The sequence below is a fragment of the Streptomyces capillispiralis genome (genome assembly GCF_007829875.1).
In the GTDB taxonomy this organism is placed as follows: Bacteria; Actinomycetota; Actinomycetes; order Streptomycetales; family Streptomycetaceae; genus Streptomyces; species Streptomyces capillispiralis.
This window is the reverse complement of sequence record NZ_VIWV01000001.1, coordinates 4,389,603-4,414,587: the sequence shown is the minus strand read 5'-3', so window position 1 is coordinate 4,414,587 and position 24,985 is coordinate 4,389,603. Positions and strand designations below refer to the sequence as shown.

Genomic DNA, 24,985 nt, shown 5'->3' with positions numbered 1-24,985 from the left:
AGACCCGGTTCACCGCCGGCGGCGCAGCCGCCCGGCCCCGAACAGCGCCGCGACGGCGACACCCACGGCGACGAGGACACCGGTGTCGACACCGCCGCCCCCGCCCTCACCGGCGGCGTTCCCCCCGCCCTGCGCACCGGCGCCCTTCCCGCCGCCCCCGGCGTCCCCGCCGGGCGCCTCCCGGGCCTCGACCGCGCTCTCGGCGCCCTCGCTGCCGTACAGGATGCGGGACCCGTCGGCGGAGTAGGTCACGGACTCCCCCTGCCCCTGGAGCGGCACGCTCAGCCGCCCCTCGCGCCGGAGCTTCCCGCCGTTCCAGGTGTAGTCGATGCCGCCGAAGTAGCCGCGCACGGCGAGCCGCCGCCCGTCGGGGGAGAACGCGGCGTCGGTGGCCCACAGCTCGACGGGGGCGATCGGGCGGAAGACGTTGCTCCCGGACGCCGAGAGCTGCGCGGGCCCTTCGTACAGGTGCCCGCCCTCCTCCTTCTTGTCGATGACGTAGACGCGGCCGGTCTTCGGGTGCACGACCAGGGACTCGGCGTCCCGCGGCCCGTCGGCGTACTTCACCACGTACTGCGTGGCCCGCACGGTCGCGTCCTTCAGCTCCTTCGGCTCGGGCAGCTCGTAGATCCACACGTACGGCCAGGTGCCGCCGAGGTTGTCGCCGATGTCGCCGACGAAGATCCTGTTGCCGGGCCCGACGGAGATGGCCTCGACGTCCCGGGGCGTGCCGACGCCGGTGAGGGTCAGACGCGCGACGGTCTCACCGGTCGCGCCGTCGACGGCGTAGAGGTAGGGGCCGTCGTCGCTGTCGTTGTGGGTCCAGTAGACGCCGGGGTGGAGGCGGGAGGCGGCGAGCCCGCTGGACTCGGTGACGCGCGGGTCCCTGATCGCGAACGCGTCGTCGCCGTCGGCGGCGGAGGCGGGCACGGCGAGCGCGCCCGTGAGGAGAGCGGCGGCGATCAGGGCGAAGGGTCGGCGCATGACCCAAGAGTGCCACTGTCCACGGCCGTTCACGGCGGGTGTCCGGGCTCACATCGCGGCGGCCGGGCCGATCGGCCATGATGACCGGGTGCTCAGGTTCATGCCCGTAGGTGACTCGATGACGATCGGGAGCGCGGGTGAACACACCTGGCGCCACCGGCTGTGGCAGCACCTGTGCACCGCGTACGGCGGCCCCTTCACGCTGGTGGGCCCCCGCGAGACGCTGCACGACCCGGGGACGGACGCCCCCACGTCGTACGCCTACGCCGACCCCGACTTCCCCCGCGCCCACCTGGCCGGCTGGGGCGAGGGCTGGCAGCACATGGTGCCGCTGATCGGCGACGCCGTGCGCTCCTGCCGCGCGGACGTGCTGCTGGTCTCGCTGGGCCTGATCGACCTGGGCTTCTACACCAACGCCGAGCAGACGGCGGAGAACGTGCGCGCCTTCGTCGCCGGGGCGCGGGAGGCCGACCCGCGGGTGCGCATCGCCGTCCTGCCGGTGCTGCCCAACATACGGGTGGACGCGGATCCGCCCTTCGCCGAACAGGTCACCCGGTTCAACGAACTCCTGGCGAAGACCACCGCCGACCTGGACGAACCGGGCTCCTCCCTGCTGCTCGTCCCGCCGCCCCCGTCGTACGACTTCCGGACCGACACCTACGACGGCACCCACCCCAACGAAACCGGCGAACACAAGATCGCGGCAGCCTTCGCGGAGGCGATGTGGCAGCACTGGGCCCTGGGCGGGCCTTACGGGGCGTAGGGGCGCCGGGGCGCAAGGGCTCTGGGGCGCAAGGGCTCTGGGGCGCAAGGGCTCCGGGGGAGCAGGCGGAACACAGATCGACAAGTCGGCCCTGGCGCGGTACCCGAAGCCGGCGGTCCGCGCCGTCATCGACGACGAGATGCGCGGCTTCCACTGGCTGCCGACACCGGACGGACGGCCTGGGTCGTCCCGGCCGGTTCGGGCGGCTGACGCTCTTGCCTGGAGCGCACTCCAGGCCGTTGGCTGGACGACCATGAAGTACACGCAGCTCGGACGCACCGGACTCAAGGTCAGCCGCCTCGTCCTCGGGACGATGAACTTCGGTCCGCAGACCGACGAGACGGACAGTCACGCCATCATGGACGCGGCGCTCGACGCCGGGATCAACTTCTTCGACACCGCCAATGTGTACGGCTGGGGCGAGAACAAGGGCCGCACCGAGAGCATCATCGGCAGCTGGTTCGCCAAGGGAGGGGGACGGCGCGACAAGGTCGTGCTGGCCACCAAGGTGTACGGGAACATGGGCGCCGACGGCGAGGCCTGGCCCAACCACGACAAGCTGTCCGCGGTGAACATCCGGCGGGCGGTCGACGCCAGCTTGAAGCGGCTGGGGACCGACTACATCGACCTCTACCAGTTCCACCACATCGACCGGAACACGCCCTTCGAGGAGATCTGGCAGGCCATCGACGTCCTCGTCCAGCAGGGCAAGGTCCTCTACGCCGGCTCCTCCAACTTCCCCGGCTACAAGATCGCCCAGGCCAACGAGATCGCCGCCCGGCGCGGCGGGACCATCGGGCTGGTCAGCGAGCAGTGCCTCTACAACCTCGCCGAGCGCCGCGCCGAGATGGAGGTCATCCCGGCAGCCCAGGACTACGGGCTCGGGGTCATCCCGTGGTCGCCGCTGCACGGCGGTCTGCTGGGCGGCGTGCTCAAGAAGGAGGTCGAGGGCGGCCGGCGCGCCTCCGGGCGGGCCGCCGAGACGCTCGCCGACCCGTCGTCCCGCGCGCAGATCCAGGCGTACGAGGACCTGCTCGACAAGCACGGCGTCGAGCCCGGCGAGGCCGCGCTGGCCTGGCTGCTCACCCGGCCCGGGGTGACCGGCCCGATCGTCGGCCCGCGCACCGCCGCGCAGCTCGCCTCGGCGCTGCGCGCGGTCGAGCTGGAGCTGGGCGAGGAGCTGCTGACCTCGCTGGACGAGATCTTCCCGGGCCCGGGGCCCTCCCCGGAGGCCTTCGCCTGGTAGCCGGGCGCCTTCGCCCGGTAGCGGCGGGGACGCCGTGACGGCCGGCGGCGGCGCTACCTGCCCAGCGCCGCCGCCACCGCCACGACGACGAACATCAACACGAGCGCACCGGCCATGATCCGGTTCCGGGTCTTCGGGTCCACGCCCCCGAGCCTAACCGGCCGCGCCCAGGGCCCGGCGGGCGACCGCCTCGTAGCGGGGCTGCTCGCCCGGGACACCGGAGGCCGGCAGGTTGCTGCGCACCAGCACCAGCTCGTCCACGGTCCAGGTGCGGCTGCGGAACGCGCGCAGGACGTCCAGGTAGGGCCGTACGTCGACGGCGTCCCGGCTGCGGGCCACCGTCAGATGGGCCTTGTAGCGGCGGTGCTCGTCCATCGCCACGCCCGCCTTGCGGGCCGCCGCCTCGGACCGCCCGGCCAGCAGCCGCATGGTGCGCAGGTCGCCGTCCGCGCCGGCCCACAGCGCCCGGCCGTGCCCGAACTGGCCGCCGCCGCACAGCGCCAGCTCGAACGGCTCGGTACGGGACGCGGCCCGCGCCAGCCGCTCCGTCAGGTCGGGTACGAGGGTGTCGTCGACCTCGCCGTAGAAGGCGAGGGTGAGGTGCCACCCGGGCCGCCCGGTCCACCGCAGCCCGTCGGCGCCGGGCAGCTTCTTCAGCCGCCCCACCTCGACGGCGAGCGCGTGGACCACGTCGTCGGGGGGCAGCACGGCGGCGAAGAGTCTCATGGGTCCAGTCTCCCTTGGAACATCCGTACGCTTCCGCGTGTCCCGACCACCGTGCGTATCGTTGTACCGCGCGGCTGCACGCATTGAGCGGTGGCCGGGGAGGAGCGCCACGATGACCGTCCTCGAAGACAGGATCGAGATGGCCGAGAGCGGCGACGAACTCACGCTCGACATGATGTTCGAGTGGCTGGAGAAGATGCCCGTCCCCGAGGGTTACAAGACCGAGATCGTCGGGGGGCACATCTTCATGACGCCGCAGCGGGACACCCACTTCCAGATCATTTTCGACCTCCTGGAACAGTTGCGTGCCGAGTACCCGCGCAAGCGACTGGCGTCGGACGTGCGGATCGACTTCCCCGGACGGCTGAACGGCTTCGCCTGCGATGTCGCGGCGTTCGCCGACGGCTCGGTGAAGGACAGCCGGGGCCACTGGCGTCATCAGGATATCGAGTTCATCGCCGAGGTGATCTCCAGGGACACCGCCGCCAACGACTACGGTCCGAAGAAGGACACGTACGCGAGCGCCGGGGTGCCGGTGTACCTGATCGTCGATCCGTACACCGGTGAGTGGCACCTGCACACCCTGCCGAAGGACGGCACCTACCACGCCGGCCTCAGCTTCGGTTTCGGCGAGGAGATCGATCTGACCCGGACGGCCGTCGGTCTCGTCCTCAAGACCGACGAGTTTCCCCGGGACTGACGCCGGCAGGCGGACGTCATGCCACCGGTGCCAGCGTCTCCTGCCGGTCCCGGGGGACGAACCGGACCCGTGGGTGGCCTCGGTGCCAGCCGACGGACAGGCGCAGCCCGCCGACCCGGGCGAGGACCAGGCCGATGACGGTCGCGGCGAGGACGGCGACCGCGCCGCCGGCCGCGAGGCCGACCCGGGCGCCGTAGGTGTCGGTGATCCAGCCGACGATCGGGGCGCCGACCGGGGAACCGCCGAGGAAGACCATCATGTAGAGGGCCATGACACGCCCGCGCACCGCCGGGTCCGTCGCCATCTGGAGGCTGGTGTTGGTGGTGACGTTGACCGTCATCGCGAACAGGCCCAGCGGGATCATGAGCAGGGCGAACATCCACAGGGCCGGGGAGGCGGCGGCCACGATCTCCACCGCGCCGAAGGCCAGCGCGCCCAGGATCAGCAGCCGCAGCCGGGCGGTGCCGCGCCGGGCGGCGAGCAGCGCGCCGGAGACGGAGCCGACCGCGGCCAGCGTGTTGAACAGGCTGTAGGCGCCCGCCCCGCCGTGGAAGACGTCGTCGGCGAAGGCCGACAGGTAGACGGGGAAGTTGAAGGCGAAGGTCCCTATGAAGCCGACCAGGACGATGGGCCAGATCAGCTCGGGCCGCCCGGCGACGTAGCGCAGGCCCTCCCGCAGCTGGCCCTTGCCGCGCGGGGCGCGCTCCACGACGTGCAGTTCGCGGGCGCGCATCAGCATCAGGCCGGTCAGCGGCGCGACGAAGGACAGGCCGTTGAGGAGGAACGCCCACCCCGTGCCGACGCCGGTGATCAGCAGGCCCGCGACGGCGGGGCCGACCAGGCGGGCGGACTGGAAATTGGCGGAGTTCAGGCTGACCGCGTTCTGCAGCTGGCCGGGGCCGACGAGTTCGGAGACGAAGGACTGGCGGGCCGGGTTGTCGACGACGGTCGCGAGGCCGACGGCGAAGGCGGCGAGGTAGACGTGCCAGACCTGGACCTGGCCGGTGAGGGTGAGGGCGGCCAGCGCGAGCGCGGTGAGGGCCATCGCGGACTGGGTGACGACCAGCGTGGGGCGCTTGCGCAGGCGGTCGACGAGGACGCCGCCGTAGAGGCCGAACAGCAGCATCGGCAGGAACTGCAGGGCCGTGGTGATGCCGACGGCGGCGGAGGAGCCGGTGAGGCTGAGCACCAGCCAGTCCTGGGCGATGCGCTGCATCCAGGTGCCGGTGTTGGAGACCACCTGGCCGAGGAAGAACAGGCGGTAGTTCCTGATCCTCAGCGAGGAGAACATCGAGGTCTTGCGGGCGGTGGTGTCGGGGGCGGTCGCGGTGTCGTGGGGGTCAGGTGCGGGGGCGGAAGCTGCTCCGGGTCCCGAACTCAAAGGGTTCGCCTCCTGTCACTGCTGCTGTGTGCTCAGACGTGCGCGAGTTTCTCCAGCACGGGGGCGGCGGCGCGGAGTACCGCCCACTCGTCCTCGTCCAGTTCCTCGACCAGCGAGGCGAGGAACGCGTTCCGCTTGCGGCGGCTCTCTTCGAGCATCGCCTCGGCCCGCTCGGTCTGCGTGACGACCTTCTGGCGCCGGTCGTCCGGGTGCGGCTCCAGCCGGACCAGTCCCTTGGCCTCCAGCAGGGCCACGATGCGGGTCATCGACGGCGGCTGCACGTGTTCCTTGCGGGCGAGCTCGCCCGGGGTGGCCCGGCCGCAGCGGGCCAGGGTGCCGAGCACCGACATCTCGGTGGGGCTGAGCGACTCGTCGACCCGCTGGTGCTTGAGCCGACGGGACAGCCGCATCACGGCGGAGCGGAGGGCGTTCACGGCGGCTGCGTCGTCGCCATGGCTGAGGTCCGGCATGTTCTTTAGCGTAACTCATTACTCTCGCTAAAGACCACCCGGGGTGCGCACCAGCGCCGTGAGCCCCGCCACTGTCACACCGGATCACCCATACGAGTGATCCCTACGGGAAACGCCACCCGTCGCACCGAGGTGTGCGGCAACGCTCGTGGACATGGGGACCGACGTGCTCAGCCTGCGGATGGACCACGACCTGCTCGAACGACTCCGGCACCACGCCGCCAAACGCGGCATGAGCGTCCAGGACTATGTCGTCCGGACGCTCATGCGCGATGACTTCGACCAGCGGTTCCAGACCGCCGTCGAGGAGACGGAGAAGTTCTACGGGGTCACGTGAGCCCGCGGCGCGGGGTCACGCGACCCCGTGGCGCGGGATCAGGTCAGGCCCAGCGCCGGCATCAGGTAGTAGAAGGCGAAGACCGCCGCCACCACGTACATCGCCGGCGGGACCTCCCGGCCGCGGCCGGCCGCCAGGCGCAGCACCACGAAGGTGATGAAGCCCATGCCGATGCCGTTGGTGATCGAGTAGGTGAACGGCATCATCACCATCGTCACGAAGGCCGGGACGGCGATCGTGTGGTCCGCCCAGTCGATCTCCCTGACCGAGCCCGCCAGGATGAGGAAGCCCACCGCGAGCAGCGCCGGGGTGGCCGCCTGGGACGGGACCATCGTGGCGACGGGCGTGAGGAACAGGGCCACCGCGAAGAGGCCGCCGGTGACGACGTTGGCGAAGCCGGTGCGCGCGCCCTCGCCGACGCCTGCGGTGGACTCCACGAAGGCCGTGGTGGCCGAGGAGGAGCTGGCGCCGCCCGCGGCGACCGCGACACCGTCGATGAACAGCACCTTGTTGATGCCGGGCATCTGCCCCTGCGCGTCGGTCAGCCTGGCCTCGTCCGAGACGCCCATGATCGTGCCCATCGCGTCGAAGAAGCACGACAGCAGCACGGTGAAGACGAACAGGATGCCGGTCAGCACGCCCACCTTGGCGAACCCGCCGAACAGGCTGACCTCGCCGACGAGGCCGAAGTCGGGCGTGGCGACCGGGTTGCCGGGCCACTTCGGGGTGGTCAGACCCCAGGAGGGGACGTCCGCCACCGCGTTGATGATCACCGCGAGGACCGTCATCGCGACGATCGAGATGAGGATGGCGCCGGGCACCTTGCGCACGATCAGCGCCAGGGTGAGCAGCGCGCCGAGGATGAAGACGAGGACGGGCCAGCCGTTGAGGTGGCCGTCGCCGCCGAGCTGGAGCGGCACGGTGGTCTGGGCGACGTCCGGGATGCGGGAGACGAAACCGGAGTCGACCAGGCCGATCAGCATGATGAACAGGCCGATGCCGATGGCGATGGCCTTGCGCAGGCCGTGCGGGACGGCGTTCATCACGCGCTCGCGCAGGCCGGTGGCGACCAGCAGCATCACCACGAAACCGGCCAGCACCACCATGCCCATGGCGTCCGGCCACGACATGCGCGGCGCGAGCTGGAGCGCGACGACCGAGTTGACGCCCAGGCCGGCGGCGAGCGCGATGGGGACGTTGCCGATGACGCCCATGAGCAGCGTGGTGAACGCCGCGGTCAGGGCGGTCGCGGTGACCAGCTGACCGTTGTCGAGCTGGTGGCCGTACATGTCCTTCGCGCTGCCCAGGATGATCGGGTTCAGCACGATGATGTAGGCCATCGCGAAGAAGGTGGCGAATCCGCCACGGACCTCGCGGGACAGGGTGCTGCCGCGCTCGGAGATCCGGAAGTAGCGGTCGAGGGCGCCGGACGCGGCGCCGGACCCCGGCTGGTCAGGGGTGGGGGCCTTGGCGGGGGCCGACGTGGACATGCAGGGACCTCATCACCGGCGGACCTCCCCCGAAGCCGCTTTGGTGTTTTCTACGAACAGAAGTGGTCAGAGACAAACGGTTTCAGTATGAACATATAGCGTCGGCTTCGCTATCTCCGCGCGTAGACCCGCGTGGCCAATGCGACACGCCTCACTCGGGCCGTCCCTCGTAAGCTGTCCGCATGACAGGGCTTTTTACGGAACCCACCAGGCACGAGGCGCCGGAGCCCCTGGAGGGCCCGGTGGTCGGCACCATCATCGGCGGCACGGTCATCTGGTTCGCCCTGTTCCTCGTCCAGCTGCCCTTCTACGGCTGGTTCGACGACCACGGCCACACCTGGTGGCTGTGGACCTGCCTGGCCGGCGGCGGGCTCGGCTTCATCGGCATCTGGTACGTCCGCAGGCGCGACGCCGCGATCAAGCGGGCGCGGGCGGCGGAAGCCGGCGCCCATCCGGTGCCGGACCAGTCGCCCGCCCCCTCCGCCGACTGACACCGCCCGGTCCACGGAGGCGGTCCCTCGCCCGGCCGACCCCCAACGGCCGTGCCCGCCACCGCCGTACGACCACGGCACTACGGCCGTCCTCCCCAGGTCGGATCTTCCGCCCATCGGGTGGGTGAACCCCCGAATCCGCACGTACCGTCGAATGCATGACGCATCTCCAGGCGGGCGACCGGGTCGATGCCGCACAGCCGGCCACGGTCACCTCCCCGGTGACCGGGCTGACCTCCGCGGAAGTGGCCGACCGGGTGACGCGCGGGCAGGTCAACGACGTGCCGGTGCGCAGCAGCCGGTCCCTGGCGGAGATCGTCCGCGCCAACGTCCTCACCCGGTTCAACGCGATCATCGGTGTGCTCTGGGTGATCATGCTGGTGGTCGCGCCCATCCAGGACAGCCTGTTCGGGTTCGTCATCCTCGCCAACACCGGCATCGGCATCTTCCAGGAGTGGCGGGCGAAGAAGACCCTCGACTCCCTCGCGCTGATCGGCGAGGTGCGGCCCACGGTGCGCCGGGACGGGGTGTCCGCCGAGGTCGGCACCGCCGAGATCGTGCTGGACGACCTGATCGAGATCGGGCCGGGCGACAAGGTCGTCGTCGACGGGGTGTGCGTGGGGACGGACGGCCTGGAGATCGACGAGTCCCTGCTCACCGGCGAGGCCGATCCGGTGCCGAAGCTCCCCGGTGACCAGGTCATGTCGGGCAGTTTCGTGGTCGCGGGCGGCGGCTCGTTCCAGGCGACCAGGGTGGGGCGCGAGGCGTACGCGGCACAGCTCGCCGAGGAGGCGTCCCGGTTCACGCTGGTCCACTCCGAGCTGCGCTCCGGCATCTCCACGATCCTCAAGTACGTGACGTGGATGATGGTCCCGACCGCGATCGGCCTGATCATCAGCCAGCTCGTCGTCAAGGACAACGAGCTGAAGGACTCCGTCGCCCGCACGGTCGGCGGCATCGTCCCGATGGTCCCCGAGGGGCTGGTCCTGCTCACCTCGATCGCCTTCGCGGTCGGGGTGATCCGGCTGGGACGCAAGCAGTGCCTGGTGCAGGAACTGCCCGCGATCGAGGGGCTGGCCCGCGTCGACACGGTCTGCCTGGACAAGACCGGCACCCTCACCGAGGGCGGCATGGACGTCACCGGGCTGCGGGTGCTCGGCGACGGCGACGGGACGTACGTGCGCCGGGTACTGGGGGCGCTCGGCGCGGCCGATCCGCGGCCCAACGCCTCCCTGAAGGCGATCATCGACGCCTACCCCCACGACGGCGACTGGCGCCCCACCGACACCCTGCCCTTCTCCTCCGCCCGCAAGTACAGCGGCGCGACCTTCGAGGAGGGCCCGGCGGGCGCCGGGAGCGTCACCTGGCTGCTGGGGGCGCCCGACGTGCTCCTCGACCCCGACGACCCGGCACTGGACGAGACCGACCGGATGAACGAGCAGGGGCTGCGGGTGCTGCTGCTGGCCCGGGTCCGCCCCGGCGTGGACGTCGACGACCCCGACGCCGCCAAGGACGTACGGCCGGCCGCGCTGGTGGTGCTGGAGCAGCGGCTGCGGCCCGACGCGGCCGACACCCTGCGCTACTTCGCCGAGCAGGACGTCCGCGCCAAGGTGATCTCCGGCGACAACGCGGTGTCGGTCGGGGCGGTCGCGTCCAAGCTGGGCCTGTCCGGTACGACGGTGGACGCGCGCCGGCTGCCCGCCGACCGGGACGCCATGGCCGAGGCGCTGGACCGGGGCACGGTGTTCGGGCGGGTCACCCCGCAGCAGAAGCGGACCATGGTGGGCGCGCTCCAGTCGCACGGCCACACGGTCGCGATGACCGGGGACGGCGTGAACGACGTGCTGGCGCTGAAGGACGCCGACATCGGCGTGGCGATGGGCTCCGGTTCGGAGGCCACGCGGGCGGTCGCGCAGATCGTGCTGCTGAACAACAGCTTCGCCACGCTGCCGTCGGTGGTGGCGGAGGGGCGCCGGGTGATCGGCAACATCACCCGGGTCGCCACGCTGTTCCTGGTGAAGACGGTGTACTCGGTGCTGCTGGCGGTGCTGGTGGTGTGCTCGCAGGTGGAGTACCCGTTCCTGCCGCGGCACCTGACCCTGCTGTCCACGCTGACCATCGGCGTCCCCGCGTTCTTCCTGGCGCTGGCCCCCAACAAGGAGCGGCCGCGTCCGCACTTCGTGCGGCGGGTCATGCGGTACGCGATCCCGGGCGGAGTGCTGGCGGCGGTGGCGACCTTCGCCACGTATCTGATCGCCCGGGGGCACTACGACGGCGAGGGCGCGCTGGCGGCGGAGACGAGCGCGGCGACGCTGACGCTGTTCCTGATCTCGATCTGGGTCCTGGCGATCATCGCCCGCCCGTACACCTGGTGGCGGGTCGGGCTGGTCGCGGCGATGGGTGCGGGCTTCGTGCTGGTGCTGGTGGTGCCGTGGTTGCAGGACTTCTTCGCGTTGAAGCTGGTGGGCATGACCATGCCGTGGGTCGCGACGGGGATCGCGGTGGTGGCGGCGGCCACCCTGGACATCCTGTGGAGGTGGGTGGACCGCCGCGTCCCCGCTTAGGGCGGGCGAGGGCTACTGCACGTCGACGAAGTCACCGGCGGCGTTGACGGCCGGGGTGGTCGAGGTGCCCGCGAAGGAGTAGCGGTAGTAGCCGTCGACCGTGGCCGTGACGGTGGTGGACAGGTTGCCCGTGCTGTTGCTCGTGATGGCGTCGGCCTGCGCGGCCGGAACGGCGAGGGCGGTGAGGGCCAGGGCGCCGGAGACGGCGGCCACGGTGGCTCGGATGCGCATGCGTTCCCCAAGTGGAGAAAGGGGACCCCGGCTCTGGTCGTTTCCAACGGCTCGTCGTCGGCACGGGGTCCCGAGTGATCATGGAGTCTGTTGACTCGCGTGATCAGATCCACCACGCGCACGAATGGTTGTACGCGAGGTGGAGAACATGTGCGGATGGTGTCGCTCTCAGTCGAACCAGCGGTCCCGGGCCAGTTCCTCCGTGCGGGACGGGTCCTCCAGCAGCGCCGCGACCTCGAAGCGCCGCGGCCACTGGCCCGCCGCCCAGGCGAGCCCCGCCGCCACGCCCTCCAGCGTCGCGGCGTGCGGCACGCCGTCGTTCGTCAGCCGCCAGTCGATCTCCACGCCGTCGACGACGAGCTCCTCGTGCTCCACGTACGAGACCGGGGTGCGCGGCCCGAGCAGCACCCGCACCGGCTCCGGTACGTCGTGCTCCGTGCCCTCGGAGTCGACCTGCCCGGTGACGGACTCGCTCAGCCGCCGCACCTGGAATAGCTCGGCCAGCTCGACGGCACGGGACGGCGGTACGGGCAGCAGCGGCACCCCGGAGGTGAACGGCAGCAGGTCGGGCGAGTCGACGACGACCGCGTCGGCCGCGTCCACCACCTCCACCCGGCCGTCGACCACGGCCCGCACCTCGTCCGGCAGGGTCACCTGCTCGGGGTCCAGCTCGGCCAGCGCCCCGTACAGGGCGTGCAGCTGCGCGGCCGTGACCGGGCGGTCCGGGTCGGCGAGGCGGTCCAGCAGCTCCGCCGCGCCGCCGGGCTCGTCGAGGAGCGCGGCCACCGAGGTGCGTACGCCCAGCGCCCGCAGCACCTGCTCGTCCTCGAACCCGGTCGCGTCGGCCTCGTCGTACAGGCCGCGCAGCAGCGGGTCGCCGCCGGACGCGCGCAGTCCGGCCGGGCGGCGCCCGCCGAGCACCGGGTGCCCGCGCAGCCACCAGGCGGTGTACGGCCGTACGACCTCGTGGGTGCCGTCGTGCAGCAGGATCCGCACAGGCTCCACGAGGGCGTCGCGCAGCGGGGGGCGCGACAGCAGGGCGAGGGCCTCGGGCCAGCGGTCGTCGTCCACGAGGTCCAGGTCGCGCACGGCGACGATCTCGGTGGCGACCGGCGGGACGGGGCTGTCCGGGAAGCGGTCGAGGACGTCCTCGCTCCACACGTCCACGGCGTCCAGCAGCCCGGCGTCGTCCGGCTCGGCGAAGTCGCCCTCCCGGGGCTCCAGTTCGTCCGGGTCGAGGACCACGTCGGTGGCGCGGATCAGCGCGAAGTCCACCAGCACCCCGCAGGCGGCGAGCGGCTGCTCGCCCCACTTCTCGGCCAGCTCGGCGTCCACCGCGGCCAGTTCGCCCTCCCGCATGACCCGCGCGAACGGGCCGCCGGGGAAGACGAGTTCGCAGGCGGGCGACAGCTCGCCGTCCTCGTCGGGCAGGGCGAGGGCGCCCAGCCAGGGCTCGTCGCCGGGTTCCAGTCCGGCGTCGCGCACCAGGCCGAGGACGGTGTCGGCGAGTTCCTCGGCGTCCGGGGCCTCCTCCTCCCAGTTCAGCGCGCCCTCGTCGTCGAGGGACGCGGCGACGGCGGCCCGCACCTGCGGGGTGGTGAGGACGGCCCGCGGGGTCGCGGGGAGCGCGCCGAGCTTCTCGAGCAGGGGGTGGGCGGCGTCCGGGTGGGCGACCTTCAGACCGAGCCGGGCGAGGAGCGAGGCGTCCAGGGAGGCCGAATCCGGGGTGGGCAGCAGCACCTGACGGGGCCCGATGGTGGTGCGGCCCGCCCCGGAGCCGAAGCCCTGGGAGGTGCCCCCGGCCAGCGGCACGGGCAGCCCGGACAGCCGGTCCGGGTCGACCCCGGCGAGGCTGTCGTACAGCCGCCGCCACCACGCGGGGGACTTCTCCAGGCCGGCCAGCCGGTCGATCGCGTCGGTGAGCGGGAGCCGGGCGACGCCCAGGGTGCGCAGCTCCGCCCGGCGTTCCAGACCGGCGGGCAGCAGCGTCGGCAGCACCTCCGCCAGCACCCGTACGGTGTCCGCGCCCGCGCCCTCGACGACCTCGGCGTCCCGGGGCCGCAGGGACTCGGGCAGGTCGGAGTCGCCGTCGTGCTCGCGGGGTTCGAGGGCGGGCGGCAGGAAGGACGTGCGCGGCAGCCGCTCCAGGACCGCCTGCCGCAGCGCCCCGTCCAGTTCGCCCTTGCCGAGCGGGCCCGGGACGAGGCCGATGATCCCGGTGGTCACCGGGCGCCAGTGGGCGAGCAGGTCGGCGTAGGCGTCGGCGGCGCGCTGAACCAGGAAGTCGGTGAGCGGGCCGGGGGCGGCGTGCCGGCGGGTGGAGTCCAGCGGGAAGGAGGCGATGAGCAGGGCGGGCACGCCGAGGGGTTCGTCGCTGGGGGTGGGGGCGTGCAGCACGGGGCTGGTGCGGGGCCGGGCGGGCGAGCCGTCGGCGTCGACGGGGACGGCCCAGGTGACCGACCAGTGGGGCCGCAGCCGCTCCTCGACGGGCCGGTCGGCGAGCAGGTCGGGGGTGAGGGGGCCGTGGGCCGTGGCGGTGCGCCAGTGGGTGACGCCGTTGCCGGAGTCGTCGACCACGGTGAACGGGCCGTCGGTGCGGCGGGTCAGCGTGCGGGGCGCCTCGTCGTCGATCTCCACGACGACCTCGGTGAGGCCGGGGAGGGCGAGCAGCAGGGCGTCGTCGACGGCGTGCAGCAGCCGTTCGGCGAGGCCGGCGGCGGCGCTGTCGCGCAGCGGGAGGATGACGGCCGTGTCGTAGGGGTCGGGTGCGGTGCCCTCGGCGGCGAAGGGGAGCCGCAGCAGCGGTACGTGGCCGTCACGGCGGCGGATCTCGTCCCCGAGTCCGGGGCTGTGCCGGGCGGTGTCCCCCGCGTGTGCGCGTGCCTCGGCGAGCGACCAGCGCACTCCGCCGTGCCGGCCGACCACGGCGGGCTCGTCGGTGACGGCGAGGACGGCCGCGAAGCCGACGCCGAACCGCCCCACCGCCCGGTCCGGCGCGTCCCGCTTGGCGGAGGCGCGCAGGGTGGACAGCGACTCGACGCCGGTCGCGTCCAGCGGGGCGCCGGTGTTGGCGGCGACGAGCACCCCGTCGCGCAGGGTGAGCCGGAGCCGTCCGGGGACGCCGGCGCGGGCCGCGGCGTCGGCGGCGTTCTGCGCCAGCTCGACGACGAGACGGTCCCGGTACCCGCCGAGGACGAGGTCCTCCTCCGCGTTGGCGTCCTCACGGAAGCGGGCGGGGCTGGTGGCCCAGGCGTCCAGCACACCGCGCCGCAGACGTGCCGTGGCGAACGGGTCCGCACCCTCGGCGGCGGGCCGCACGAACTTGCTCACGTTGACTCTCCTCATCGGCCCTCGTCGGCGTGAGACCGAAGGTACCGCCCCACCGGAAGCACCCGCGCACCGTCTCACACGAGCGGCCCGGGGGCCGGGGACCACCCGGGGCGCTCCCCGCACGGGGAACGGGCGCCCGGGGCGGGCAGGAAGCCCGCCCCGGCCGGCCGGGGCACTCCCGCACGGGAGGCGGACTCGCGGGCGGGCAGGTCCGCGGGAGGGCTGCCGGGCGGGCGGGGAGGATCGCGGGCGAGGAGGATCGCGGGCGGGGAGGGTCGCGGGCGGGCCGAACGGGCACGGCGGCCGGCGCTCACTCCTCCCGGCCGGATCCGGCGGGCTTACGCGCGGGCCGCGCCGACCCCGCCCGCGCCAGGGAAGCCACACGCCGGGCCGGGGAGGCCATGCGCCAGGCCAGGGAAGCCACACGCCGGGCCGGGGAGGTCACGCGCCAGGCCAGGGAAGCCACACGCCGGGCCGGGGAGGTCACGCGCCAGGCCGGGGAGGTCACGCGCCAGGCCAGGGAGGCCACGCGCCAGGCCGGGGAGGCCACGCGCCAGGCCGGGCGTGCTCAGCCCCATCGGGGCCGGGCGCGGCAGGCACCGCCCCGAGCAGCGCTCAGCCGCTCCCCGGCGCGGCAAGGTGCCGTGTCGGGGAGCGGGTCAGTCCGTGTCGCGCCGGGTGCGGCGGGCGTACGCGCGGGCCGCGCGGGCGCGGTCGCCGCACCGGGTGGAGCACCAGTGGCGGCGGCCGTGGCGGAGCAGGTAGCGGTTGCAGGGGGTGGAGCCGCAGGCGGTGAGGCGTTCGGCGGCGGGGGAGGTGAGCAGATCGGCGGCGTCGGCGGCGAGGGCCGCCAGGGCGTGGTCGACGATCGCGGTGGTCGGGTGCGGGGTGGCCCGGTAGGGGCCCCTCTTCGCGTCCCACTGCAACAGCGGCGCGGTGGGGACGCGGGTCATCGCGTCGTTGACGGCCGCGACGGCGGCGGGCAGGGCGGGCAGTTCCTCGGCGCGGGAGGCGAACAGCGACCGGATCTGTTCGCGCAGCGACCGCAGCTGGGCCGCGCACATGTCCCGCATACCGGCGTCGACCGGCGCGAGACCGCGCTCCGTGAGCCAGTGGTTGGCCCGCGCGGGCGTCCCCAGGAGATCGACCGTGTGGCCGCCGGGCAGCGCGACCGCGCTGTTGACGAGGGCGAGCGAGAGGTGGTCCTCCTCGCCCTGGGCGGGCGGCAGGACGGGTTCCTCGGCCACCGCCTCCATCACGCCCTCCATCACGCCCTCCTTCGCACGTCCAGGTGGCTCCTCACGGTTCTCATGGTAAGGCTTGCGCCTATCCATGAGAAATGCCTACAGTCATCTCACGGTTCATTCACATCCATCCGTGAGGTGTTCTCTCGTGCCGTCTTCTCCCGCGCCTTCCTCCACCCCCTCCACCACCACCCCCTCCGCCTCCACCCCCTTCCCGGTCCGCACCCTCGGCGGCCCGACCGTCCTCTTCGAGTACGGCGGCCTGCGCTTCCTGACCGACCCGACCTTCGACGGCCCCGGCGACCACCCGTCGGCCGGTCCGACCCTGACCAAGACCGCCCCCGCCGCCGCCTCCCCCGCCGACCTCGGCCCCGTGGACGTGGTCCTGCTCTCGCACGACGAGCACGCCGACAACCTCGACACCTCCGGCCGCGCCCTGCTCGCCGACGTCCCGCTGACCCTCACCACCCCCGGCGGCGGGCAGCGCCTCGGCGAGAAGGCCAGGGGGCTGGCCGACTGGGAGTCCGTCGAACTGGACCGCCCGGGCGGCGGCACCGTGACCGTCACCGGCGTCCCCGCGATCCACGGCCCCGGCCCGCGCGAGAACGTCGAGCCGTTCACCGGCCAGGTCGTCGGCTTCGTCCTGACCGGCGAGGGCCTGCCCACGGTGTACGTCAGCGGCGACAACGCCTCGCTCGACGCGGTGAAGGAGATCGCCGGGCGGTTCGGCCCGGTGGACACCGCCGTCCTCTTCGCCGGCGCGCCCCGCTTCCCCATGCTGTTCGGCGGTGAGCCGCTCGTCCTGGACAGCGCCCAGGCCGCCGAGGCCGCCCGGATCCTCGACGCCCGCCGTGTCGTCCCCGCCCACCACGACAGCTGGGCCCACTTCACCGAGGGCCGCGACGAACTGCGGGCCGCCTTCACCGCCGCCGGCCTGGCCGACCGCCTGGACCCGGACTGGGCCCGCAGCGCCTGAACCCCGGGGGCCGGTGGACCGCCCGTGGCCCCTGAACAGCGGGCCGTGGCCCGGAAAAACCCGGTGCGGGACGCGGCCCGCGGCGCCTAACGTGCCGGGCATGCGCGTCGTCTTCACCAAGGGCCCCGGCACGAGTTACGACATCGCCGTGCACCGCGCGGCCGGCCCGGCCCTGGCCCCGCGCAACGGGCCCGGCGGACACCCGTACCTGCCGCACGACCTGGTGCACTTCCTGGTCGAGGCGGAGGCGGGCATCGCCCTCGGCGTCTACGGGCGGCTGGCCGCCGGCGACAACGGCCTCTTCTGGCCCGCGGATCCGGCCGAACGCGCCAAGGCGGCCCGCCACCGCAGGTCGAAGCGCCCGAGGTCGTCCCCGCGGGCCCGGGCGGACATGGCCCGCTCGGAAGAACTCGCGGGCCTCGCCGTACCGGTGTGGGAACTGCGCCGCGGCCTCAGGGAGACCCTCCCGGCCTACGTGAAGGCCGACGCCCTCCCGCCGGTCGTCGACCGCATCGTCGCCCGCCTCGACACCTGCGCCGACCGCTGGCACGCCCTGGAGCCGGGCGACTCCCTCGAACTCACCTGGTGACCCCGCCCGCCCCCGTGCCGTACGGCGGGGCCGGGCGGGAGGCGGCGCGCGCCGCGTCCCGCCTCACCGGCCGTCAGGAGTGGCCCAGTTCCGCCGAGGACGCGTCCTCCGTCACCGGCACCGACCCGGAGTCGGGCGACGGGCGCAGCGGGAACGGGTCGACGCGGGTCTCGTCGATCACCGGCGGGGCCGGCTGCGGGGGCTTCGGCATGACCGCGGCCTCGGAGTGGCCGCCGCAGCCGTAGGCCAGGGAGACCACATGGCCGTCGGCCGGGGAGAACTCGTTGGCGCACACCCCGAAGGCCTGGCCGAGGGAGCCGCCGATACGGGCGAGGAAGCCGCACGAGACGCACGAGGCGGGGGCGGCCTGCGCCATCGGGGTCTTCGCGCCGAACGACTCCTCCCAGCGGTCGGCGGCGGTGTGCAGGCCGTAGCGGGACAGCACCCGGGCGCGGCGCATGCCCAGTTCCTCGGCGACCGCCGCGATGGTGCCCCGGGCCGGGGCCACCGTCAGATGGGCCGGGGTGCCCGCGGTGACCTCGGCGTCCTCGGCCTCCACCAGCTCGGCCATGTCCTCGGAGACCACGGAGTTCGGCGGCGGCTCCTCCTCGCCGGTGTAGCCGGGCTCCAGACGCAGGTCCTCGGCGTCGGTGGGCAGGAGGTCGCCGGGGCCCATGTCGCCGGGGCGCAGCCGCTCGCTCCACGGCACCCACTCCGGCGCGAGCACCGCGTCGGGGCCGGGCAGCAGGACCGCCTCGTCGATCGTGACGATCTTGGCGCGGGAGGCGCGGGCGACGGTGACGGCCCAGCGCCAGCCGCGGTAGCCCGGCTCGCGGCATCCGAAGAAGTGCGTGACGACGCGGTCCCCCTCGGAGACCAGCCCTTCGTGTTCGCCGACGACCCCGGGCGCGGCGGCCTCCTCGGCTGCGGCGCGGGCGAGGTCGACGGCCTCGGCGCACAGACGGTCGGGGGTGCGGCTTCGCGTTGTCGCTGCGCTCACAGGTATCGCTTCTCTCCTACGCCGTCTCACGAGTGCGCCACTCCCAGCGCGGGGGGCGGACGGAGCGGACCGGGGGACCGCGTCGACGTCCGCGCCGCAACGTGCTCGGGCGCGCCTCCATCCATTCTGCGGGATGGCTGAGATACGCACGCTACCTTCTCGCGTGCGCTGGGCCTACACCGACGGTTGTTCTGGGGTCCCGCGCGCCGGTTTCCGGGGGGCCGCGGCCGGCCCCGGGCGTTGCGCCGTACAGCGGCACGCGGGCGGCGTCCATGGCGATGCGGCACTACGTACCGCCTTCTCGGGGCACTATGACGTGGTGGCTACCGCGAGGACACCCAAGGGCGCCACCGGGACCGGTGGGCCGAAAGGGGCCAAGGGCAACGGCCGGCGCCTCGGGACGGGCGGGGCGGGCGGCCGCCTCCGCGCGTTCGGGCGCGCCCTGCACTTCCCGGTGACCGGAACCGCGCGAGGGATCCGCCGGGCGACCCACGCGCACGGCGCCGGGGAGTCCGGACTGGGCAAACTGATCGAGCTGCACGGTGTGAACGGCGCCGGTGACGTCATGATCACGGTCGCCCTGGCCTCCACCGTCTTCTTCTCGGTCCCCACGGACGAGGCCCGCGGGCGCGTCGCCCTCTACCTCGCCATCACCATGGCGCCGTTCACCCTCCTGGCCCCGGTGGTCGGCCCGCTCCTGGACCGCCTCCCGCACGGCCGCCGCGCCGCGATGGCGGGCGCGATGCTCGCCCGGGCGCTGCTCGCGCTGGTCCTGTCCGGCGCGGTCGTCACCGGCGGGATCGAGCTGTACCCGGCCGCGCTGGGCGTGCTGGTCTCCTCGAAGGCGTACGGGGTGGTGCGCAGCGCGGTCGTGCCGCGGCTGCTGCCGCCCGCCTTCTCCCTGGTGAAGGCGAACTCACGGGTCACCCTGGGCGGACTGCTGGCGACCGGGATCGCGGCGCCGGTCGGCGCGGGGCTCCAGCAGATCGGCCCGCGCTGGCCGCTGTACGGGGCGTTCGCCCTCTTCGTCGCGGGGATGTTCCTGTCGTTCCGGCTGCCGCCGAAGGTGGACTCCGCCAAGGGCGAGGACGTGGCCCTGCTCGCCGCCGACGAGCAGCACCTGCACGGGCCGCACCGCAAGGCGCAGAAGCGCCCGGGGCTGCGCACGGTCGGCCCGGCCGTCACCCACGCGCTGGGCGCCAACGCCGCCATCCGCTGTCTGACCGGCTTCCTGATCTTCTTCCTCGCCTTCCTGCTGCGCGAGCACCCGATGACCGGTCAGAGCGCCGCGGTGTCGCTCGGGATAGTGGGCGTGGCGGCCGGCGCGGGCAACGCCCTCGGTACGGCGGTCGGGGCGTGGCTGAGGTCGCGCGCCCCGGAGATCATCATCGTGACGGTGGTGGCGGGCGTGCTGGGCGCGGCGGTCACGGCCGCGGCGTTCTTCGGCGCGGTGCTGGTGGCGGGTCTCGCCGCGATCGCCGGGTTCGCGCAGGCGCTGGCCAAGCTGTCGCTGGACGCGCTGATCCAGCGGGACGTGCCCGAGCTGGTGCGGACGTCGGCGTTCGCGCGGTCGGAGACGCTGCTGCAGATGGCGTGGGTGCTGGGCGGCGCGATCGGCATCGCGATGCCGCTGATCGGCACGCTGGGGCTGGCGGTGGGCGCGGCGATCGTCGCCACGGGCTGGCTGACGACCGTCCGCGGGCTGGTCCGTTCCGCCCGGCACGGCACCGCGGGCCGGGCGCGTGTGGCGTAACGCTCCGGCCACGCCGTACCCCCGCCTGGGTAACCGGACGGGCGTGCCCGATAGCCTTCGCCTCATGACCACGTTGCAATCCGCTGTGCGACGCCGCCGCGCCGTCGCCGCCGCCGGCGCCGTATCCGCCGGACTGCTCGTCCTGGCCGCCTGTGACAAGCCGACGCCGATGGCCACGATCACCGTGGGCAGCGACTCGGTGAGCTCGGAGGCCACCTGCGGTGGTGAGGGCGAGGCCCTCAAGACCGCCGATCTGAACGCGTGCCTGAAGGACAAGGGCATCGACGAGATCTCGGTCGACCCCGACGAGACCGTGCGCTTCGGTGTCGACCCGGACGTCGCCGACAAGGGCTGGACCATCCTGATGAACGGTCAGCCGCTGACCGACGCCAGCAAGAAGACCTACCGCACCATCCCGGGCAGCGTGTTCTTCAACGCCCAGTACGGCGCCCAGGGCGACTCGACCCTGGTGTCGATCAAGGAGGGCGAGGAGGACACCACGGGTCTGTGGTCCTTCCGGCTGAAGAAGGACGCCTGATCACGTCGTCCGTCCGTGTGCTCGTGGCCACCGCCGTCCCCGTCGAGCGGGACGCGGTGGCCAGGGCGTTCCCGGGCCCGGTGCGGGAGACCGTCCTGCCCTCGGTGACCGTGCACGAGGTCGCCGGCGGGCCCGGTCTGCTGGCCGCCGGTGTCGGTCCGGCGCTCGCCGCCGCCTCCACGGCCGCCGCGCTCACCGCCGCCGACCTGGACGGCCGCCCCTACGGCCTGGTCGTCTCCGCCGGGATCGCCGGCGGCTTCCCGCCGCACGCGCCGCTCGGCTCGCTCGTCGTCGCCGACGAGATCACCGCCGCCGACCTGGGCGCCGAGACGGCCGACGGTTTCCTGCCGGTCACCGACCTCGGCTTCGGCACCGTCACCCACCGTCCGCCCGCCGCCCTGGTCAGGGCGGCCGCCACCGCGGCCGGGGCGCTCACCGGGACCGTGCTCACCGTGTCGACGGTGACCGGGACCGCCGCCCGCGCCGCCGAACTGCGCGCCCGGCACCCGCGTGCCCTCGCCGAGGCCATGGAGGGCTTCGGGGTCGCCGAGGCCGCCGCCGCGCACGGCGTGCCCGTGCTGGAGGTGCGGGCGGTGTCGAACCCCGTCGGCCCCCGCGACCGCGCCGCCTGGAGCATCGGCGACGCCCTGAGCGCCCTCACCGAGGGGTTCGGGAAGCTCGCGCCCGTACTCGAGAGTTGGAACCGGCATGACCGCCATGAGCAGTGAGCAGCGGCAGCTGCGGATCGCCTACTCCCCCTGCCCCAACGACACCTTCGTCTTCGACGCCCTCGCCCACGGCCGCGTGCCGGGCGCGCCGGCCCTCGACGTGACCTTCGCCGACATCGACCTCACCAACGGCATGGCCGAGCGCGGCGAACTCGATGTGCTGAAGGTGTCGTACGCGGTGCTGCCGTACGTCCTCGACGAGTACGCGCTGCTGCCCTGCGGGGGCGCGCTGGGGCGGGGCTGCGGCCCGCTGGTGCTGACCCGGGAGGAGGGGGTGGACCTCACCGGGCGCACGGTCGCGGTGCCGAGCGAGCGGTCGACGGCGTACCTGCTGTTCCGGCTGTGGGCCGCCGACGTGGTGCCGGGCGGGGTCGGGGAGATCGTGGTGATGCCGTTCCACGAGATCATGCCGGCCGTGCGGGACGGGAAGGTCGACGCGGGGCTCGTCATCCACGAGGCGCGCTTCACGTACCGGAACTACGGGCTGCACCGGCTCGCCGACATGGGTGAGCACTGGGAGCGCACCACGGGGCTGCCGATCCCGCTCGGCGCGATCATCGCCCGGCGGTCGCTGGGCGGGGCGGCGCTGACCCGGCTCGCCGACGCGATCCGCGCGTCCGTGCGCGCCGCCTGGGACGACCCCGAGGCGTCGCGGCCGTACGTCATGGAGCACGCCCAGGAGATGGACCCGGCCGTCGCCGACCAGCACATCGGGCTGTACGTCAACGAGTTCACCGCCGATCTGGGCGAGGACGGCTACGCGGCGGTGCGGGGGCTGCTGACGCGCGCGGCGGCCGAGGGGCTGGTGCCGCCCCTCGGCCCGGACGCGCTGCGGTTCCCCTGAGAGCGGGGCCCGCTAGACGTCGAGCTGGTCGGCGACCGCGCGGAGCAGGCCGGCGATCTTCTTGCCGGCGGCGCGGTCGGGGTAGCGGCCCCGCTCCAGCTGCGGCGTGATGTTCTCCAGCACGGTCGTCAGGTCCTGGACGATGGAGGCCAGCTCGTCGGGCTTCTTGCGCTGGGCGGCGGCGACCGACGGGGTCGGGTCGAGGATGGTCAGGGAGAGGGCCTGGTCGCCGCGCTGTCCGGCGACCACGCCGAACTCCACGCGCTGGCCCGGCTTCAGGGCCTCGACTCCGGCGGGGAGGACCGAGGAATGCACGAAGACGTCGCCGCCGTCGTCACGGGAGAGAAAGCCGAAGCCCTTCTCGCTGTTGAACCACTTGACCTTGCCGGTGGGCACGTCTGTCCTCGTCCTCGTACTCGTCGGGAAAACTGCTTCTGAAAACGGCTCTTGATAGCACTCGGGCGGGCCTGACGACCCGCCGGTACCAAGGCTAATGGTCTTCAGGCCGGTGACAAGACGTCATCGGGTTGTTCCCTCGCGCAGGGAACTACCCTGGTCCGGTGCGTGACAAAACCCAAGCGAATTCCGCCGCGCCCGGTGACGGTCTGGTCCGTACCGGCGCCATCGTCTTCTTCATCGGCGCCGTGGCCACTCTGGTCACTGTGGCCCCGTTGTTCCTCGGTACGACGCCCTTTCCCACGTACATGTTCGGCTTGAGCATGTTCATGGCCGTCGGTTTTCTGATGGCCGGGGCGGGTGTACTGCGTTCCGTCGCGGCGGGGCGGCGGCGGGCCCGGGCCGGTCAGTTGTCGGAACGGTAGTCCGAAAACCAGCGGGGGAATTCGGTCAGCCCGGCGAGGACGACGTCCGCGCCGGCCGCGCGCAGCTCCGCCTCGTCGCACGGGCCGGTGGCGACCGCCACCGACAGCGCGCCCGCGGTCCGCGCGCCGCGCACGTCGCCCACGTGGTCGCCGACGTAGACGGACGCCTCGTGCTCGCGCAGCGCCAGCGCCTTCTGCTCGGCCCACAGGTCGCCGATCACGGCGTCCGGTTCGATGCCCAGGTGGGCCAGGTGCAGCTTGGCGTTGGGCTCGTACTTGGCGGTGACGACGATCGCGCGCCCGCCCGCCTCCCGTACGGCCGCTATCGCCTCACGGGCGCCGGGCAGGGCGGGCGTGGCGGCGACGGCGTACGTCGGGTACATCGCCCGGTACAGGTCGGCCACCTCCGCGACCCGCTCGGCCGGGAACCAGTTGATCAGCTCGTCCACCAGCGGCGGCCCCAGCCGGGTGACCGCGAGATCGGCGTCGATGTACGTCCCGGTCCGCTCGGCCAGCGCGAGGTAGCAGGCGCGGATACCGGGCCGGGAGTCGATGAGCGTCATGTCGAGGTCGAAACCGACGGTGGGCTGGAGCGGGGTCGTCAAGGCCATATGCGCCATTGTGCCCACCCCGCCCCCGCACCGAACGGGCCGGGCGGGCCGGGTCGGTCACGGCCGGCGTTGGGAGCGCCAGACGAGGAACAGGGCCGTGGTGAGGGCTGCCGCGCGGACGACCCAGGGCCAGGTCTCGGAGACCGCGGCGTTCATGTGGCCGTCGGCGATGGGGGTGCCCCAGCGGCCCTCCGTGCGGCCCCAGAGCCAGACGATGCCCGCGGTGACGGAGAGGCCGGGGAGGACGACGACCGCCCACCTCGTCTCCGCCTGGGTGAGACGGCGTGATCCGTAGGCGATCAGCCATCCGAGGATCAGGGAGAACCACTCGCCCAGCGCGGCGCCCGCGACCAGCAGGACGGCGGCCAGCAGCAGCAGGGGGTTGCTCCAGCGGCCGGACGGCAGGCGCAGACGCGGGCGGCGACGGGCGGCGGGCTCCGCCTCGACGGCGCCGGCGGCCGGTTCCGGGAGCGCGTCCCGCGCCTCCGCCTCCGCGTCCTCCGCCTCCCGGGTCCACGGTGACCTGAGGAGCTCCGGGATCTCGACGCCGCCCACGAAGCCCGGCACGTCGTCGCCGGCGCCGAAGGGGCTGTCGTCCACCCGCCACCAGTCGGGCTGGGTGGCGCTGTCGCCGAGTTCGTCCGTGCCGGCCCGGTGCGGCGGGGACGGGGCGGCCGAGGGGGCGGGGTCCGGGTTCCCGGCCGCCGGGCGGGGCCGGGGGACGGCCCGCCGCAGCACGCCCTTCAGGCGGTCCTCACGGGCGTCGGCGCCTCGCTCCGGCTCCCGCTGCACGGGAACGGCGGCGGGTGGCCCGGGGGCGTCCGCGGACGCGCCCGAGGAGTCCTCGGCCGCCGCGACGACCTCGGTCGGCGTGCCGAGGCGGGAGACGATGCGGCGGACGGCGGCCGGGGAGTCGACCACGGCCTTCGCCCGGCGCCGGTCGATCTCGTCGCGCAGCTCCGCGACCAGCCGCATACGGGCCGCCGACGGCAGCTGCCGCTGCTGCGCCACGTCGCCGACGCGGCTCAGATACTCGTAGACGACCTGGTCACTCTCGATACCCACGAAGTCCCCTCCGGGGCGGATGCGTTGGGACACCGTCGCCCGACGGTACCGCGAGTCCGGCCGGCCGGCCCAACTCCCCGCGCGCCACGCCACCGGCGCACCC

Annotated in this window: 24 protein-coding genes and 1 pseudogene; 13 read left to right on the top strand and 12 right to left on the bottom strand. The window is 73.5% G+C overall.

The window, feature by feature from the left end:
• Positions 1-9: 9 nt before the first annotated feature.
• Positions 10-984 (bottom strand): TolB-like translocation protein, encoded by a 975-nt coding sequence (locus FHX78_RS19135; protein WP_145868639.1) that lies wholly within the window; start codon positions 982-984, stop codon positions 10-12.
• Positions 985-1,072: 88 nt separating this feature from the next.
• Here FHX78_RS19135 and FHX78_RS19130 point away from each other — a divergent pair, with 88 nt between their 5' ends.
• Complete coding sequence (locus FHX78_RS19130; protein ID WP_145868638.1) at positions 1,073-1,747, top strand: GDSL-type esterase/lipase family protein; 675 nt, start codon at positions 1,073-1,075, stop codon at positions 1,745-1,747.
• A 253-nt stretch (positions 1,748-2,000) separates the two neighbouring features.
• Positions 2,001-2,993 (top strand): aldo/keto reductase, encoded by a 993-nt coding sequence (locus FHX78_RS19125; RefSeq protein WP_145868637.1) that lies wholly within the window; start codon positions 2,001-2,003, stop codon positions 2,991-2,993.
• A 153-nt stretch (positions 2,994-3,146) separates the two neighbouring features.
• Here the strand turns inward: FHX78_RS19125 and thpR are convergent, their stop codons facing one another.
• Positions 3,147-3,719, bottom strand: coding sequence for an RNA 2',3'-cyclic phosphodiesterase (gene thpR / locus FHX78_RS19120; protein WP_145868636.1), 573 nt, complete (start codon positions 3,717-3,719; stop codon positions 3,147-3,149).
• Positions 3,720-3,831: 112 nt separating this feature from the next.
• Here thpR and FHX78_RS19115 point away from each other — a divergent pair, with 112 nt between their 5' ends.
• Entirely contained in the window at positions 3,832-4,419 is a 588-nt protein-coding gene (locus FHX78_RS19115; RefSeq protein ID WP_145868635.1) for a Uma2 family endonuclease, read from the top strand.
• Between the two features lie 16 nt (positions 4,420-4,435).
• On the opposite strand, the gene FHX78_RS19110 is transcribed toward FHX78_RS19115, so the two are convergent.
• Together FHX78_RS19110 and FHX78_RS19105 are read right to left on the bottom strand one after the other, a co-directional pair.
• The gene (locus tag FHX78_RS19110; RefSeq protein ID WP_145868634.1) at positions 4,436-5,800 is read right to left on the bottom strand and encodes an MFS transporter; all 1,365 of its coding nucleotides are present in this window, start codon (positions 5,798-5,800) and stop codon (positions 4,436-4,438) included.
• Between the two features lie 32 nt (positions 5,801-5,832).
• Entirely contained in the window at positions 5,833-6,270 is a 438-nt protein-coding gene (locus FHX78_RS19105) for a MarR family winged helix-turn-helix transcriptional regulator (RefSeq protein ID WP_145868633.1), read from the bottom strand.
• A 154-nt stretch (positions 6,271-6,424) separates the two neighbouring features.
• Here FHX78_RS19105 and FHX78_RS19100 point away from each other — a divergent pair, with 154 nt between their 5' ends.
• A complete protein-coding gene (locus tag FHX78_RS19100) occupies positions 6,425-6,607 on the top strand; it encodes a ribbon-helix-helix protein, CopG family (RefSeq protein ID WP_145868632.1) in 183 nt (60 codons plus the stop codon).
• A 38-nt stretch (positions 6,608-6,645) separates the two neighbouring features.
• On the opposite strand, the gene FHX78_RS19095 is transcribed toward FHX78_RS19100, so the two are convergent.
• Positions 6,646-8,097, bottom strand: a complete 1,452-nt coding sequence (locus FHX78_RS19095) for an NCS2 family permease (RefSeq protein ID WP_145868631.1) — start codon at positions 8,095-8,097, stop codon at positions 6,646-6,648.
• A gap of 182 nt (positions 8,098-8,279) precedes the next feature.
• On the opposite strand from FHX78_RS19095, the gene FHX78_RS19090 reads away from it, so the two are divergent.
• On the top strand, positions 8,280-8,588 hold the full coding sequence (locus FHX78_RS19090; protein ID WP_145868630.1) for a DUF2530 domain-containing protein: 309 nt from the start codon (positions 8,280-8,282) through the stop codon (positions 8,586-8,588).
• Positions 8,589-8,746: 158 nt separating this feature from the next.
• The gene (locus FHX78_RS19085) at positions 8,747-11,152 is read left to right on the top strand and encodes a cation-translocating P-type ATPase (RefSeq protein ID WP_145868629.1); all 2,406 of its coding nucleotides are present in this window, start codon (positions 8,747-8,749) and stop codon (positions 11,150-11,152) included.
• 12 nt (positions 11,153-11,164) lie between these two features.
• On the opposite strand, the pseudogene FHX78_RS19080 reads toward FHX78_RS19085, so the two are convergent.
• From FHX78_RS19080 to FHX78_RS19070, 3 genes and pseudogenes are all read right to left on the bottom strand, one after another.
• A pseudogene (locus tag FHX78_RS19080) lies at positions 11,165-11,299 on the bottom strand (calcium-binding protein); the annotation flags it as partial.
• 252 nt (positions 11,300-11,551) lie between these two features.
• Positions 11,552-14,713, bottom strand: coding sequence for a sacsin N-terminal ATP-binding-like domain-containing protein (locus tag FHX78_RS19075; RefSeq protein ID WP_145868628.1), 3,162 nt, complete (start codon positions 14,711-14,713; stop codon positions 11,552-11,554).
• A gap of 659 nt (positions 14,714-15,372) precedes the next feature.
• Positions 15,373-15,981, bottom strand: coding sequence for an ABATE domain-containing protein (locus tag FHX78_RS19070; RefSeq protein ID WP_145868627.1), 609 nt, complete (start codon positions 15,979-15,981; stop codon positions 15,373-15,375).
• A gap of 124 nt (positions 15,982-16,105) precedes the next feature.
• Between FHX78_RS19070 and FHX78_RS19065 the strand changes: the two genes are divergently transcribed.
• Both FHX78_RS19065 and FHX78_RS19060 read left to right on the top strand, forming a co-directional pair.
• Positions 16,106-16,933 (top strand): MBL fold metallo-hydrolase, encoded by an 828-nt coding sequence (locus FHX78_RS19065; protein ID WP_229923883.1) that lies wholly within the window; start codon positions 16,106-16,108, stop codon positions 16,931-16,933.
• A gap of 100 nt (positions 16,934-17,033) precedes the next feature.
• Positions 17,034-17,522, top strand: a complete 489-nt coding sequence (locus FHX78_RS19060; RefSeq protein ID WP_145868625.1) for a hypothetical protein — start codon at positions 17,034-17,036, stop codon at positions 17,520-17,522.
• 73 nt (positions 17,523-17,595) lie between these two features.
• Here FHX78_RS19060 and FHX78_RS19055 read toward each other — a convergent pair whose 3' ends face one another.
• Positions 17,596-18,522: a DUF3027 domain-containing protein gene (locus FHX78_RS19055; RefSeq protein ID WP_145868624.1), complete on the bottom strand. Its 927-nt coding sequence runs from the start codon at positions 18,520-18,522 to the stop codon at positions 17,596-17,598.
• A 319-nt stretch (positions 18,523-18,841) separates the two neighbouring features.
• Here FHX78_RS19055 and FHX78_RS19050 point away from each other — a divergent pair, with 319 nt between their 5' ends.
• The 4 genes from FHX78_RS19050 (at position 18,842) to FHX78_RS19035 (ending at position 22,385) form a co-directional block, all read left to right on the top strand.
• A complete protein-coding gene (locus FHX78_RS19050) occupies positions 18,842-20,275 on the top strand; it encodes an MFS transporter (RefSeq protein WP_145868623.1) in 1,434 nt (477 codons plus the stop codon).
• 85 nt (positions 20,276-20,360) lie between these two features.
• Positions 20,361-20,813, top strand: a complete 453-nt coding sequence (locus FHX78_RS19045; protein ID WP_145872062.1) for a DUF2771 domain-containing protein — start codon at positions 20,361-20,363, stop codon at positions 20,811-20,813.
• The gene (locus FHX78_RS19040) at positions 20,783-21,541 is read left to right on the top strand and encodes a futalosine hydrolase (protein WP_268257184.1); all 759 of its coding nucleotides are present in this window, start codon (positions 20,783-20,785) and stop codon (positions 21,539-21,541) included. The genes FHX78_RS19045 and FHX78_RS19040 overlap by 31 nt, the downstream gene beginning before the upstream one ends.
• On the top strand, positions 21,531-22,385 hold the full coding sequence (locus tag FHX78_RS19035; protein WP_145872061.1) for a 1,4-dihydroxy-6-naphtoate synthase: 855 nt from the start codon (positions 21,531-21,533) through the stop codon (positions 22,383-22,385). Before FHX78_RS19040 ends, FHX78_RS19035 begins: the two co-directional genes overlap by 11 nt.
• Positions 22,386-22,397: 12 nt before the next feature.
• Here FHX78_RS19035 and FHX78_RS19030 read toward each other — a convergent pair whose 3' ends face one another.
• Positions 22,398-22,781 (bottom strand): cold-shock protein, encoded by a 384-nt coding sequence (locus FHX78_RS19030; protein WP_145868621.1) that lies wholly within the window; start codon positions 22,779-22,781, stop codon positions 22,398-22,400.
• Positions 22,782-22,945: 164 nt separating this feature from the next.
• Between FHX78_RS19030 and FHX78_RS19025 the strand changes: the two genes are divergently transcribed.
• Positions 22,946-23,206, top strand: a complete 261-nt coding sequence (locus tag FHX78_RS19025; RefSeq protein WP_145868620.1) for a hypothetical protein — start codon at positions 22,946-22,948, stop codon at positions 23,204-23,206.
• On the opposite strand, the gene FHX78_RS19020 is transcribed toward FHX78_RS19025, so the two are convergent.
• Both FHX78_RS19020 and FHX78_RS19015 read right to left on the bottom strand, forming a co-directional pair.
• Entirely contained in the window at positions 23,188-23,817 is a 630-nt protein-coding gene (locus tag FHX78_RS19020) for an HAD family hydrolase (RefSeq protein WP_145868619.1), read from the bottom strand. The two genes, FHX78_RS19025 and FHX78_RS19020, sit on opposite strands and share 19 nt — an antisense overlap.
• Before the next feature lie 57 nt (positions 23,818-23,874).
• Positions 23,875-24,882, bottom strand: coding sequence for a hypothetical protein (locus FHX78_RS19015; RefSeq protein WP_145868618.1), 1,008 nt, complete (start codon positions 24,880-24,882; stop codon positions 23,875-23,877).
• Between the last annotated feature and the right edge of the window lie 103 nt (positions 24,883-24,985).